At 60.5% G+C, this 13,867-nt stretch carries 11 protein-coding genes and 1 tRNA gene; 1 reads left to right on the forward strand and 11 read right to left on the reverse strand.

Going from position 1 to position 13,867, the window contains the following annotated elements; genetic code table 11:
- Position 1 precedes the first annotated feature (1 nt).
- The 8 genes from nusA to ftsH all read right to left on the reverse strand — a co-directional run bounded on the left by nusA (position 2) and on the right by ftsH (position 7,890).
- Positions 2-1,495, reverse strand: coding sequence for a transcription termination factor NusA (gene nusA / locus AC0J1C_RS14850; RefSeq protein WP_473044552.1), 1,494 nt, complete (start codon positions 1,493-1,495; stop codon positions 2-4).
- A gap of 54 nt (positions 1,496-1,549) precedes the next feature.
- Complete coding sequence (gene rimP, locus AC0J1C_RS14855; protein ID WP_473044553.1) at positions 1,550-2,011, reverse strand: ribosome maturation factor RimP; 462 nt, start codon at positions 2,009-2,011, stop codon at positions 1,550-1,552.
- Positions 2,012-2,336: 325 nt separating this feature from the next.
- A tRNA-Leu gene (locus tag AC0J1C_RS14860) sits at positions 2,337-2,421 on the reverse strand.
- 7 nt (positions 2,422-2,428) lie between these two features.
- Complete coding sequence (secG, locus tag AC0J1C_RS14865) at positions 2,429-2,806, reverse strand: preprotein translocase subunit SecG (protein WP_091987900.1); 378 nt, start codon at positions 2,804-2,806, stop codon at positions 2,429-2,431.
- A 24-nt stretch (positions 2,807-2,830) separates the two neighbouring features.
- Positions 2,831-3,589, reverse strand: coding sequence for a triose-phosphate isomerase (gene tpiA, locus AC0J1C_RS14870; RefSeq protein ID WP_375192644.1), 759 nt, complete (start codon positions 3,587-3,589; stop codon positions 2,831-2,833).
- 75 nt (positions 3,590-3,664) lie between these two features.
- The gene (gene glmM, locus AC0J1C_RS14875) at positions 3,665-5,008 is read right to left on the reverse strand and encodes a phosphoglucosamine mutase (protein WP_375192645.1); all 1,344 of its coding nucleotides are present in this window, start codon (positions 5,006-5,008) and stop codon (positions 3,665-3,667) included.
- Complete coding sequence (gene folP, locus AC0J1C_RS14880) at positions 5,008-5,838, reverse strand: dihydropteroate synthase (protein WP_375192646.1); 831 nt, start codon at positions 5,836-5,838, stop codon at positions 5,008-5,010. Before folP ends, glmM begins: the two co-directional genes overlap by 1 nt.
- 108 nt (positions 5,839-5,946) lie before the next feature.
- Positions 5,947-7,890, reverse strand: coding sequence for an ATP-dependent zinc metalloprotease FtsH (gene ftsH / locus AC0J1C_RS14885; RefSeq protein WP_375192647.1), 1,944 nt, complete (start codon positions 7,888-7,890; stop codon positions 5,947-5,949).
- Between the two features lie 381 nt (positions 7,891-8,271).
- On the opposite strand from ftsH, the gene yhbY reads away from it, so the two are divergent.
- Positions 8,272-8,583: a ribosome assembly RNA-binding protein YhbY gene (yhbY, locus tag AC0J1C_RS14890; RefSeq protein ID WP_091987904.1), complete on the forward strand. Its 312-nt coding sequence runs from the start codon at positions 8,272-8,274 to the stop codon at positions 8,581-8,583.
- Between the two features lie 63 nt (positions 8,584-8,646).
- Here yhbY and greA read toward each other — a convergent pair whose 3' ends face one another.
- The 3 genes from greA to carA all read right to left on the reverse strand — a co-directional run bounded on the left by greA (position 8,647) and on the right by carA (position 13,560).
- A complete protein-coding gene (gene greA / locus AC0J1C_RS14895) occupies positions 8,647-9,108 on the reverse strand; it encodes a transcription elongation factor GreA (RefSeq protein ID WP_473046566.1) in 462 nt (153 codons plus the stop codon).
- A gap of 22 nt (positions 9,109-9,130) precedes the next feature.
- A complete protein-coding gene (gene carB / locus AC0J1C_RS14900; protein ID WP_473044555.1) occupies positions 9,131-12,349 on the reverse strand; it encodes a carbamoyl-phosphate synthase large subunit in 3,219 nt (1,072 codons plus the stop codon).
- 80 nt (positions 12,350-12,429) lie between these two features.
- Positions 12,430-13,560, reverse strand: coding sequence for a glutamine-hydrolyzing carbamoyl-phosphate synthase small subunit (carA, locus tag AC0J1C_RS14905; RefSeq protein ID WP_473044558.1), 1,131 nt, complete (start codon positions 13,558-13,560; stop codon positions 12,430-12,432).
- Positions 13,561-13,867 lie beyond the last annotated feature (307 nt).

Below are 13,867 nucleotides of genomic sequence, written 5' to 3' on the forward strand. Positions count from 1 at the left end.
ATTAAGCCTGGTCTTCAAACCAGGGGGCACGTGCGGTCATGATCAACTGACCGGCACGCTCTTCATCCATACCTTCAATCTCGAGCAGGTCGTCAACCGACTGCTCTGCCAGATCTTCCATGGTGCGCACACCCATGCCGGCCAGCTTGAAGGCCAGGCCACGGTCCATGCCATCCATACCCAGAAGATCGTCTGCCGGCTCGGCGCCTTCCAGCGCTTCCTCACTGGCCAGAGCCTGGTTCAGCAGAACGTCCTTGGCGCGGCGACGCAGTTCGGTGACGGTTTCCTCATCAAAGCCGTCAATCGCCAGCATTTCTTCCATGGGTACGTAGGCCACCTCTTCAATGGAGGTGAAGCCTTCTTCAATCAATACACCGGCGAACTCCTCGTCCACGTCGAGGTTGCTGGTGAAGTGTTCAACCAACTGGTTGTACTCCTGCTCCTGACGCTCGCCGGCTTCTTCCTCGGTCATCACGTTCAGGGTCCAGCCGGTCAGGTCGGTGGCCAGGCGCACGTTCTGCCCGTTACGGCCGATGGCCTGGGCCAGGTTGTCTTCCGCCACGGCCACTTCCATGGTGTGCCGGTCTTCGTCCATCACGATCGACGCCACTTCCGCCGGTGCCATGGCGTTGATCACCAGCTGGGCCGGGTTGTCATCCCACAGCACAATATCAACGCGCTCACCACCGAGCTCATTGGAGACGGCCTGGACGCGCGAACCACGCATACCAACACAGGCACCAACCGGATCGATCCGGCGATCATTGGTCTTGACCGCAATCTTGGCCCGTGAGCCCGGATCCCGCGCGGCACCGCGGATTTCGATCAGTTCTTCTGCAATTTCGGGCACTTCGATACGGAACAGCTCGATCAGCATCTGCGGCGCGGTCCGGCTGAGGATCAGCTGCGGGCCACGGTGATCGGTACGGATCTCCAGCAGCAGCGAGCGCACCCGGTCACCCATGCGGAAGGTTTCCCGCGGGATCAGGTGCTCCCGGGGCAGCAGCGCCTCGGCGTTGGCACCCAGGTCGACAATCACGTTGTCGCGGGTGACTTTCTTGACGGTACCTGACACCAGCTCGCCCACGCGATCGCGGTAGCTGTCTACGATCTTGCTGCGCTCGGCTTCACGGACTTTCTGGAAGATGATCTGCTTGGCGGCCTGGGCGCCAATCCGGCCAAAGGCCTCGGACTCAATCTTCTCTTCGTGGATGTCGCCGGGCTTCAGGGAAGGATCAATCTCTTCCGCCTCCTGCAGCGTGAGCTCCGTGCCCAGGGCCGGAACCGCGTCATTATCGACGACCAGCCAACGACGGAAGGTTTCATACTCGCCAGTCTTCCGATCAATGGCAACCCGGATATCGGCTTCTTCGTCTTCGAAACGTTTCTTGGCAGCGGTGGCCAGTGCCAGCTCGATCGCCTCGAAAATCACATCCTTCTCGACGCCTTTCTCGTTCGAGACGGATTCAACCACCAGCAAGATCTCTTTACTCATTGGATTGCCCTGCCCTTAAATTCAACTGTGCGTCCACGGACTTGTTCAAATCGTTCATTCAAATACCGGCACAATGTGCGCTTTTTCGATGCTGTCGAACGGCAGCAGATACTCGTGGTCATCCACAACCACTACTACCTCGTCACCTTCAACGCCTTTGATCAGGCCCTGAAACTTCCGCCGCCCCTCAAAGGCCATGCGCAGACGGATTTGCACCTGGTGACCGACAAAGGCCTGGTATTGCTCAAGACGAAACAGCGGGCGATCCATCCCCGGGGATGAGACCTCGAGCGTGTATTCGGTCTGGATGGGATCTTCCACATCCATCACACCGCTGATCTGGCGACTGACTTTCTCGCAGTCGTCGATACCGATGCCGTTTTCGGCATCGTCGATAAACACCCGCAACAGGGAATGATGGCCCTGCGACCGGAATTCAATGCCCCAGAACTCATACCCCAGACCCTCTACAACGGGCTGAAGGATGTCTTCCAGTTGCTTAAGCTTGGCTGACAAGTTTCGCCATCTCCGTTATCTGTTTTACCGACCCCAAAAACAAAAAAAGGGCTGTTTTATCAGCCCTTTTTATGCACCAGGGCCCTTTGCGCCAGGCCCCTTAATCAAAAAGCCCCGATCAGTGGGGCCTTTTGTTGCAAGAACTCGCAGGAAGCCTTCCGATACATCGCTTCCCGCTGACAGACACCTGGCCTGCCAGAAACCTGCCACTGAACAACCAATCCGGCAGGTCCCAATATCCGCCGGAGTATAGAGACGCCAGGCAGACTGGTCAAGGACTGACCAAAAAAAACGGCCTGGGAAATCCAAGCCGTTTTTCTGAATATGGTGCCCGGGGCCGGACTCGAACCGGCACGGCTTTCGCCACTACCCCCTCAAGATAGCGTGTCTACCAGTTTCACCACCCGGGCAACATTCTTACTCGAGTTCGGGAAGATCAGACTCCCCGCCCTCGGACTCGCTGGCGGCGTCGCCACCACTGGCAGCGCCTTCGGACGGAGCCGCCGGAGCGGACTCCTGAACCACCGGGATACCGGCCTCACCGGCCACCTCGGCGCGCTGCTTGGCAAAAATCGCCAGCGTAAAACTTGTTACGAAAAACACCACAGCAAGCAACGTGGTGACACGGGTCAGGAAGCTGCCGCTACCCTGACTACCAAAAACTGTCTGGGACGCGCCGCCACCAAACGCCGCACCGGCATCGGCACCCTTGCCCTGCTGGATCAGCACCAGACCCACCAGCGCCACCGCGATGACCACGTGCAAAACGACTACCAGCGTTTCTACCCAATCCATAACGACTCTCGCGAACCTTTAAATTCAGTGACCCGCCGGAACACTACGGCAGATACTTACAAAATCTTCCGCTACCAGTGACGCTCCGCCGATCAAACCGCCGTCGATATCCGGCTCGGCAAAAAGAGCGGCAGCATTATCCGCTTTTACACTGCCCCCGTAAAGGAGGGAAATGTCTTCAGCCGGCGCACCCATGTCGGCGAGCACTTTGCGGATGGCAGCGTGCATTGCCTGGGCATCGCCCGCGGTGGCGGTCTTGCCGGTGCCGATGGCCCAGACCGGCTCATAGGCCACGACGACGCGCTCCCACTGGGTTGACTCTACATCAGCCAGGGCCTTGCGAACCTGAGCCGCAACGACGGCTTCGGCATCACCTGCATCCCGCTCTTCCAGGGTTTCGCCAACACACACCATGGCGAACAAACCACAGGCGAGAATACGCTCCACCTTGCGGGCAACCACGTCGTCTGTTTCGCCGAAGAGCTGGCGACGCTCCGAGTGACCGGCCAGAACATACTGGCATCCCAGATCGGCCGCCATTTCAGCGGAAACTTCCCCGGTGTAGGCCCCGGAAGACCACTGGGACACATTCTGCACGCCAACTTTCAGATCGGCAGCTGCCAGGGACGCCACATCTGCGACGTAAAGCGCGGGAGGAATAATAACAACCTCAACGCCATTAGCAAGAGAACCGGCCTCAGATCGAACATCGCCGACCAGAGACTTTGCCAGGTCCTTCGACCCGTTCATTTTCCAGTTTCCGGCTACGATCCTGCGACGCATAACAATTCCCATACCCGAGGGAGGGCGAACTATACAGCACTCCCTCCCGGCAGACAACCGCCTGAAAACACAAAGTCAGGGACTGGAATTCTCCACCACCCGGGCCAGTTCCTCGACCACCCTGCGGATCTGGTCAGCGTCCTGACCCTCGGCCATAACCCGGATCAGGGGCTCGGTTCCCGAGGCCCTCAGCAGAATACGGCCGGCGCCACCCAGCTCGTCTTCGGCGCGGCGAACCGCGGCCACGATTTCTTCGCGACTGAACGGATCGAACCGCTGCCCTACCCGGACGTTGATCATGGTCTGGGGCAGCTTGCTCATGCCCTGGCGAATCTCCGCAAGGCTTTTGCCGGAGCGGCGAACGGCCAGCAGTACCTGGAGTGCCGAAACAATGCCGTCACCGGTCGTGGTGCAATCCCGGATCACCATATGCCCGGAACCTTCACCGCCCAACACCCAGTTATTGGCCAGCAGGCGCTCCATGACATAGCGATCACCCACTTTCGCCCGCTCGAATTCGATGCCGATTTCCTTCAGGGCCAGCTCAACACCCAGGTTGGTCATCAGGGTACCGACCACCCCGCCTTTGAGGCGATCCTCTGCGAAGCGTTGGGAGGCAATCACATACAGCAGTTCGTCACCGTCCACTTCGGTGCCGTCGCGATCCACCATGAGCACGCGGTCGCCATCGCCATCAAAGGCGATGCCCAGGTCGGCGCCTTTTTCCAGAACCGCGGCCTTGAGGGAACCCAGGTGAGTCGAGCCGACATTCAGATTGATATTCAGGCCGTCAGGCTCTGCCCCGATCACTGACACCTTCGCACCCAGCTCACGAAAGACCTTGGGGGCAACGTGATAGGTGGCGCCATGGGCGCAGTCCAGCACAATCCTCATGCCATCCAGCGTGAACTCGTTGGGCACGGTGCTCTTGCAGAACTCCACATAGCGACCCGGCGCATCATCCACCCGGGAGGCCTTGCCAAGTTCTGCCGGCTCACAGACCTCGATGGGCTGATCCAGCCAGCGCTCGATTTCCGCTTCCAGGGCATCGTCCAGCTTGGTGCCGGCGGGCGAGAAGAACTTGATGCCATTGTCTTCATGGGGGTTGTGGGAGGCACTGATGACAATACCGGCAGACGCCCGAAAGGTCCGGGTGAGATACGCGATAGCGGGGGTCGGCATGGGCCCGAGGAGCTTGACATCCACCCCGGCTGCGGACAGCCCTGCCTCGAGCGCGGACTCGAACATATAACCGGAAAGGCGGGTGTCCTTGCCGATCAGCACGCTGTTGCGCTGGCCATCGCGCTTGAACGCCTGACCTGCAGCCCAGCCAAGCTTCAACATGAACTCCGGAGTAATCGGAAACTCGCCGACGCGCCCGCGAATACCATCCGTGCCAAAGTATTTTCTCTCGGACATCAATCTGCCTCCTTCATGGCCGCCACAACCCGGACGGCATCTACCGTTTCCCTGACATCGTGCACGCGAATAATGCTGGCACCCTTCATGGCGGCTATTGTCGCGGCCGCGAGGCTGGCGGGCAACCTTTCGTGCACTTCCCGTCCGGTAATATGGCCCAACATGGACTTCCTGGACATGCCAACCAACAGCGGATGGCCGAGGATCTGCAGCTGCTCCAGGGATGCCAGCAGCTTGAGGTTATGAGCCAGACTCTTGCCAAACCCGAACCCCGGATCAAGCACGATGTTTTCCGGGCGCACACCTGCCTGCTCGGCCACCCGCATACGCTCGGTCAGGAACGCGCTCACCTCCCGGCGGACATTCCGGTAGGCGGGGCGATCCTGCATGGTATCGGGCTCGCCCTGAATGTGCATGATACAGACGGGGATATCCGCGCGGGCGGCGGCCTCTGGAGCGCCTTCACGCTGCAGGGCGCGAACGTCGTTGATCAGCCCGGCACCCAGTTTTGCCGTTTCGGTCATAACCTCCGGAGCACTGGTGTCCACCGAGACGACCGCATCCAGCTCCCGGACCACGGCCTCTACCACCGGGCACACCCGGTCCAGTTCCTCCTGAACCGATACCGGCGTGGCGCCCGGCCGTGTCGATTCGCCACCAATATCGATGAAGCCTGCCCCGTCGGACACCATTTGCCGGGCCCGCTCAAGCGCCAGATCCGGCCGGTTGAAGCGGCCGCCGTCGGAGAACGAATCCGGGGTGACGTTCAATACGCCCATAACATGGCACAGCGACATATCCAGTTCACGACCGGCAAAATTCATCTTCATGGCAATACTTTTCCCTCTGACAAAAACAAACGCCGCCCGGAATCCGGGCGGCGCCATGCACATCTGTTACCTTCTCGCCGAGGCGGCCTCGCTGCCCCGGCGTTGCCTTCAGTGTTCTCCGGCAGGCCGGCCAACACCGGGATGACGCCCGTCGTCAGACGCCTTGGGCTCAGGTGCCGATTCTGGCTCGTCTGTCTTGACGCCACCGGTTGGGCCACTGTCACCCCAGCCTTTCGGAGGACGGGGTACCCGGCCTTCCATGATGTCATCGATCTGGAAGCGGTCGATGGTCTCGTACTTCATCAGGGCATCGGCCATCAGGTCGAGCTTGTCGCGGTTGTCGATCAGCAGCTGCTTGGCCTTCTCGTAACAGCTGTCGATGATGTTCCGCACTTCCTCGTCGATCCGCTGGGCGGTTTCCGGAGAATAGACGGTCTGGGACTGACCGGCTGACCGACCAAGGAATGGTTCTTCGCTGTCAGTATCGTACTGCAGCGGACCCAGCTTCTCGGACAGCCCCCAGCGCGTGACCATGTTGCGGGCCAGACTGGTGGCACGCTCGATGTCATTGGAGGCGCCGGTGGTGACACCGTCAAATCCGAGCGTCAGCTCCTCGGCAATGCGGCCACCGAACAGGCTGCAGATGGAGCTGATCAGGTAGCGCTTGCTGTGGCTGTACTTGTCCTCTTCGGGGAGAAACATGGTAACACCCAGGGCACGGCCACGGGGAATGATACTTACCTTGTAGACCGGGTCGTGCTCGGGCATCAGGCGCCCGACGATGGCATGACCGGACTCATGGTAGGCAGTATTGCGCTTCTCTTTCTCGCTCATCACCATGGACTTGCGCTCGGCGCCCATCATGATCTTGTCTTTGGCGAGCTCGAACTCCTCCATGGACACCAGGCGCTGGTTGCGACGCGCGGCAAACAGGGCCGCCTCGTTCACCAGATTGGCCAGGTCGGCACCGGAGAAGCCGGGCGTACCACGGGCAATCAGGGCCGGCTCAACGCCGTCGGCCAGGGGCACTTTCTTCATGTGCACCTTGAGAATCTGCTCACGACCGATGATGTCGGGCAGGCCAACCACCACTTGGCGGTCGAAACGGCCGGGCCGCAACAGGGCCGGGTCGAGCACGTCCGGACGGTTGGTGGCGGCGATGACGATCACGCCCTCGTTGCCTTCAAAGCCGTCCATCTCAACCAGGAGCTGGTTGAGGGTTTGTTCACGCTCGTCGTGACCGCCACCCATGCCGGCGCCACGATGGCGACCAACGGCGTCGATCTCGTCGATGAAGATGATGCAGGGGCTCTGCTTCTTCGCCTGCTCGAACATGTCGCGAACCCGGGACGCGCCCACACCCACGAACATTTCCACAAAATCGGAACCGGAAATCGAGAAGAACGGCACCTTGGCCTCGCCCGCGATCGCCTTGGCGAGCAGCGTCTTACCGGTACCCGGCTGACCCACCATCAGAACGCCTTTGGGGATGCTGCCACCGAGGCGCTGGAACTTGCTGGGATCTCGCAGGAAGTCCACCAGCTCCTTCACGTCTTCCTTGGCCTCATCCACGCCGGCCACGTCGCCGAACGTGGTCTTGATCTGGTCCTCGCTCATCAGGCGCGCCTTGCTCTTGCCGAACGACATGGGGCCCTTGCCGCCACCGCCGCCCTGCATCTGGCGCATGAAGAACACGAACAACGCAATGATGATCAGGATCGGGAACGCAGCCACCAGCAGCTGGGTCCAGAGGCTCTGGCGCTCGGGCTCCTTGCCGATAACCTCGACATTGTTGGCCAGCAGATCATCCATCAGCTTGTTGTCCGAGACCTGCGGACGGATGGTCTGGAACTGGGAGCCGTCACCGCGGGTACCCTGTATCTGCAGACCGTCGATGGTGACCTGACGGACCTGCCCCTGCTGGACCATCTCCACAAACTGGGAATAGTTGACTTGTTGCCCGGTGGTGGTCGGAGAGAAATTCTGAAACACCATCAGGAGCACGGCGGCTATCACTAGCCAGAGAACCAGATTTTTTGCCATATCGTTCAAGGATCATCACCTGTGAATTGAAGAACGAGCCAACTCGGGCAATCGTCCTTTACGGACACCTTACACCAATTGTACGCCGGTCCACCAGAAACGGCCCATCCGTATCGGCCACAGACACTGCAATCGGTGCAACGCATTCATAACCTCTATCTTGGGTGCCGCCATCGAAATTACAACACCCCGGCTGATCGACAACCCAGACCGCGAGAGCTTGGACCAGGCACGACGTATTTCGTTCCGGGCCAGCCAGCCGTGGTTACAGTAGGTGTTAACGACCATTCGTGCCGCTACCTGATCTGGTACAATCCGCAAAAGTATACGCACAGGCCAGCGCTTACGCCGCTGACCTTTTGTTAATGGCACTGATAAAGAGATTACATCATGAGTCTTTCACCGGAACAGCGCCGGGAATTCCGGGCTATTGCCCACAACCTCAAGCCAGTCATTATCGTTGGTGAAAAAGGCCTGTCCGAGGGACTCCAGGAAGAGCTGGAGCGCGCCCTGAACGATCATGAACTGATCAAGATCAAGGTCGCCAGCCAGGATCGCGAAGCCCGGCAGGAAGCCATCCAGGCCCTGTGCGAAAGCTCAGGGGCGCAGCTGATCCAGACCATCGGCAAGATCGCCGTTATCCTGCGTCGCGCCAAGCAGCCAAATCCGAAGCTGTCCAACCTGACACGCCATCAGCGCTGAGTTTCACCAACAAAAAAGCCGGCCAGGGTAACCTGGCCGGCTTTTTTGTGTCCGGGCTTTGGCTCAGACGTATTCCACTTCCTCGATCTCGTATTCCACGGTACCCGAAGGCACCCGGATAGCGACCACGTCGCCTTCGCTCTTGCCAACCAGGGCACGGGCGATTGGGGAAGAAATGGACAGCTTGCCGGCCTTGATGTCGGCCTCGTCCTCGCCGACGATCTGGTAAATCACCTGCTCGTCGGTATCCATGTTCAGCAAATGAACCGTGGTGCCGAAGATTACCTTGCCGGTGTTCTCCATGGTGGTCACGTCGATGACCTGGGCCGCCGACAGCTTGCCCTCGATCTCCTGGATCCGGCCCTCGATAAAGCTCTGCTGCTCGCGGGCAGCATGGTATTCGGCGTTCTCTTTCAGATCACCGTGCTCACGGGCTTCGGCAATGGCCGCGATCACCCGAGGGCGATCTTCGGATTTCAGCTTCTGAAGCTCCTCGCGCAGGCGACTCTCGCCTGCCTTGGTCATGGGTACTCTGTCAGCCATAGTCTTACTTTCCTGCGTGAAGATCCTGGAGGCGACGTACAGTGCGCTCGGGCCCGAACTTGATGGCCCGACAGAAGGCTTCGCCGCCCGCCAGAGTCGTTGTATAAGTGACCTTGGTCTGCAGGGCCGACTGGCGGATCTGCGCCGAATCGGAAATCGCCTTGCGACCTTCGGTGGTATTGATGATCAGCTGAACCTGGCCGTTCTTGATGGCGTCGACGATGTGCGGACGACCTTCACGAACCTTGTTGACCCGATCCACCTCGATGCCGGCTTCCTTCAGGGCCTTGGCAGTACCGGTGGTGGCAATCAGCTTGAACCCGGCTTCCACCAGGTCCCGAGCTACCTTGGCGGCACCCGGCTTGTCCACATCCCGTACCGACATGAAGGCCGTGCCCTTGGCCGGCAGGCGCTCACCTACGGCCAGCGCAGCCTTGGCAAAGGCCTCATCAAAGCTGTCGCCCAGGCCCATCACCTCACCGGTGGACTTCATTTCCGGGCCCAGGATGGGATCCACCGCCGGGAACTTGTTGAACGGGAACACCGACTCTTTCACCGCGTAGTAGCGCGGGATGATCTCCTGGGTGAACTCCAGCTCTTTCAGGCTCTTGCCGGCCATGACACGGGCAGCCACCTTGGCGAGGGACACGCCAATGGCCTTGGAGACGAACGGCACGGTGCGCGAGGCCCGCGGGTTTACCTCGATCACGTAGATCTCGCCGTCCTGCCAGGCCAGCTGCACGTTCATCAGTCCGATCACGTCCAGCTCGATGGCCATCTTCTTGACCGCCTCGCGCATCTCGTCCTGCACCTGCTGGCTCAGGGTGTACGGCGGCAGCGAACAGGCGGAATCGCCGGAGTGCACGCCGGCCTGCTCGATATGCTGCATGATGCCGCCAATGACCACGTCGGTGCCGTCGGAGATGGCGTCGATGTCCACCTCGATGGCGGCGTTCAGGAAGTGGTCCAGCAGCACCGGGCTGTCGTTGGAGACCAGCACCGCGTTGCGCATGTAGCGCACCAGCTCTTCTTCGTCGTAGACGATTTCCATGGCCCGGCCGCCCAGCACGTAAGACGGACGCACCACCAGCGGGTAGCCGATCTCACGGGCCGCCAGGATACCTTCCTCGTGGCTGCGCACGGTGGCGTTGTCCGGCTGTTTCAGCCCCAGGCGCTGGATCATCTGCTGGAAACGCTCCCGATCTTCGGCCCGATCGATGGCGTCCGGGCTGGTGCCGATGATGGGCACGCCAGCCGCTTCCAGGCCACGAGCCAGTTTGAGCGGGGTCTGGCCGCCGTACTGGACAATCACGCCCTTGGGCTTCTCGACGTGGATGATTTCCAGCACGTCTTCCAGGGTGATCGGCTCGAAGTACAACCGGTCGGAGGTGTCGTAGTCGGTGGACACGGTCTCCGGGTTGCAGTTGATCATGATGGTTTCATAGCCGTCTTCACGCATGGCCAGAGCCGCGTGCACACAGCAGTAGTCAAACTCAATGCCCTGCCCGATCCGGTTCGGGCCGCCACCGATGACCACGATCTTCTCTCGATCGCTGGCGTCGGCCTCGCACTCTTCCTCATAGGTGGAGTACATGTAGGCGGTGTCGGAGGCGAACTCGGCGGCACAGGTATCCACGCGCTTGTACACCGGGCGGATGTTCAGGTCGTGGCGCAGCTTGCGCAGGCTTACCTCGGAGATGCCCAGCAGCTTGGCCAGGCGGGCATCGGAGAAGCCCTTGCGCTTGAGGCGGAACAGGGTGGCCTGGTCGATGTCGGCCTTGCCGGCGCTCTTGAGCGCCTGCTCTTCCCGGATCAGATCCTCGATCTGTACCAAATACCAGGGGTCCACCTTGGTGTGAGCGAACACGTCTTCAACGCTCATGCCGGCGCGGAAGGCATCACCGATGTACCAGATGCGGTCGGCGCCGGGCACGTTGAGTTCGCGGGTCAGGGTCTCCCGGGAGTTCTCGGAATCCAGGTCTTCGAGTTTCTCATCGAAGCCCTCGGAGCCCACTTCCAGGCCACGCAGGGCTTTCTGCAGGGATTCCTGGAAGGTGCGGCCAATGGCCATGACCTCGCCCACAGATTTCATCTGGGTGGTCAGGCGGGCGTCCGCCTGGGGGAATTTCTCGAAGGTGAACCGCGGAATCTTGGTGACCACGTAGTCGATGGACGGCTCGAACGAGGCCGGGGTCACGCCACCGGTGATTTCGTTGCGCAGTTCGTCCAGGGTGTAGCCCACAGCGAGTTTTGCGGCGACCTTGGCGATCGGGAAGCCGGTGGCCTTGGAGGCCAGCGCCGAGGAGCGGGACACCCGCGGGTTCATCTCGATCACCACCATACGACCGGTGTCCGGATTGATGCCGAACTGGACGTTGGAGCCGCCGGTTTCCACACCGATTTCACGCAGTACCGCCAGGGAGGCGTTCCGCATGATCTGGTATTCCTTGTCGGTGAGGGTCTGGGCCGGGGCCACGGTGATGGAGTCACCGGTGTGCACGCCCATGGCGTCGAAGTTCTCGATGGAGCAGACGATGATGCAGTTGTCGTTCTTGTCGCGAACAACTTCCATCTCGTACTCTTTCCAGCCGATCAGGGATTCGTCGATCAGCAGCTCGTTGGTGGGCGACAGGTCCAGGCCCCGCTGGCAGATTTCCTCGAACTCGTCCCGGTTGTAGGCAATGCCACCGCCGGAGCCACCCATGGTGAAGGACGGGCGGATGATGCACGGGAAGCCGATGTCATCGGCCACTTTCCAGGCTTCTTCCATGGAGTGGGCGATGGTGGCGCGGGGGCACTCCAGGCCGATCTTCTTCATGGCCTTGTCGAAGCGATCCCGGTCTTCGGCTTTATCGATGGTGTCAGCGTTGGCGCCGATCATTTCCACGCCGTGTTTTTCCAGGATGCCGTGGCGCTCCAGGTCCAGGGCGCAGTTGAGTGCGGTCTGGCCACCCATCGTGGGCAGCAGGGCATCCGGCTTTTCCTTCTCGATGATCTTCTCGACCGTCTTCCAGGTGATCGGCTCGATGTAGGTGGCATCCGCCATCACCGGGTCGGTCATGATGGTGGCCGGATTGGAGTTCACCAGGATGACCCGGTAGCCCTCTTCGCGCAGGGCCTTGCAGGCCTGGGCCCCGGAGTAGTCAAACTCGCACGCCTGCCCGATCACGATGGGGCCGGCGCCCAGGATCAGGATGCTTTGGATGTCGGTACGTTTTGGCATGTCTTGGTAAACCTGTCAGCAACTTTTGAATTCTGTCAGCGCAGCACGCGGCGCCGGTGAGTTTTCCGTGGCGGTCGCCCTCAGGCGGATCGCGCCTCCATCAGTCGGATAAACTCGTCAAACAGCGGAGCCACATCATGGGGACCGGGGCTGGCTTCCGGGTGGCCCTGGAAGCTGTAAGCCGGCTTGTCAGTCCGGCGAATGCCCTGCAGGGTACCGTCGAACAGGGACTTGTGGGTTGCCTCTACATTAGCCGGCAGTGTTGCCTCGTCCACGGCAAAACCGTGGTTCTGGCTGGTAATCATGACCGTGCCTTTGGCGATGTCCTGCACCGGGTGGTTGGCGCCGTGGTGGCCGTGGCCCATCTTCATGGTTTTGGCGCCACTGGCCAGGGCCAGCAACTGGTGGCCGAGGCAGATACCGAACACGGGGAGGTCGGTTTCCAGCACTTCCCTGATGGCGGTGATGGCGTAATCACACGGCTCGGGATCGCCCGGACCATTGGAGAGGAACACACCGTCCGGATTCATCGCCAGCACTTCGGAAGCCGGCGTCTGGGCAGGTACTACGGTGATGTCGCAGCCACGGGAGGCCAACATGCGCAGGATATTGAGCTTCACACCGTAATCCCAGGCCACCACCTTGAACTTGCTCTCGCCCTGCTCGCCATAGCCATTATCCAGGCTCCACTCGGTCTGGCTCCAGGACCAGACTTTCTCGCAGGTCACTTCCTTGGCCAGATCCATGCCTTTGAGGCCCGGGAAGGCCTTGGCCAACTCCAGTGCCCGCTCGGCGGTCGCGTTCTCGCCGGCGACGATAGCGCCATTCTGGGAGCCTTTATCCCGGAGAATGCGGGTCAGGCGGCGGGTGTCGATGTCAGCAATACCAACAATGTTGTTGCTTCGCAGGTACTCGTCCAGGCTACCCTTGCTGCGCCAGCTACTGGCCAGCAGAGGCAGATCGCGGATGATCAGGCCGGCGGCCTGGATGCGGTCTGACTCAATGTCTTCTTCGTTCACACCGGTGTTGCCGATGTGCGGGTAGGTCAGGGTGACGATCTGGCGGGAGTAGGACGGATCGGTCAGGATTTCCTGGTAGCCGGTCATGGCGGTGTTGAACACCACTTCACCGCTGGTTTCTCCGTCAGCGCCGATGGCGCTGCCGTAGAACAGGCTTCCGTCTGCGAGTGCAAGGATTGCTGGTGTGCTCAAGGCTTGTATCCTCATCGAGTGGCGTATCGGTTCGTCACGAACAGGAACGCAAGCGCAAATTCAGGTTGCAAAAAAGCGAGACGGAGTCTTAACTCGGTCCCGCTTTTTCAGAAACTTGGTGCAAAGGTACGCTTGGTGCAGTCAAACCGCTTTATTGTAAAAAATATGGGGGTTTGTGTCCACGACCAATATGCCTTGACGAGAGGTTCGGCGAGACTCCGGCAGAGGGGCGGGCACCCCTTCCGGGAAACGCTACGAGCACATCCCTGTGCGCTTGACTGCGGCCATCCATGGCCGCAGACATTCC

This window comes from Marinobacter sp. E2 (assembly GCF_055755345.1).

Coding starts and splice junctions, on each gene's coding strand:
- secG (WP_091987900.1), bottom strand. CDS start 2,806: ATGGATTGGGTAGAAACGCTGGTAGTCGTTTTGCACGTGGTCATCGCG.
- folP (WP_375192646.1), bottom strand. CDS start 5,838: ATGAAGATGAATTTTGCCGGTCGTGAACTGGATATGTCGCTGTGCCAT.
- carB (WP_473044555.1), bottom strand. CDS start 12,349: ATGCCAAAACGTACCGACATCCAAAGCATCCTGATCCTGGGCGCCGGC.
- nusA (WP_473044552.1), bottom strand. CDS start 1,495: ATGAGTAAAGAGATCTTGCTGGTGGTTGAATCCGTCTCGAACGAGAAA.
- tpiA (WP_375192644.1), bottom strand. CDS start 3,589: ATGCGTCGCAGGATCGTAGCCGGAAACTGGAAAATGAACGGGTCGAAG.
- greA (WP_473046566.1), bottom strand. CDS start 9,108: ATGACCAAGGCAGGCGAGAGTCGCCTGCGCGAGGAGCTTCAGAAGCTG.
- yhbY (WP_091987904.1), top strand. CDS start 8,272: ATGAGTCTTTCACCGGAACAGCGCCGGGAATTCCGGGCTATTGCCCAC.
- glmM (WP_375192645.1), bottom strand. CDS start 5,008: ATGTCCGAGAGAAAATACTTTGGCACGGATGGTATTCGCGGGCGCGTC.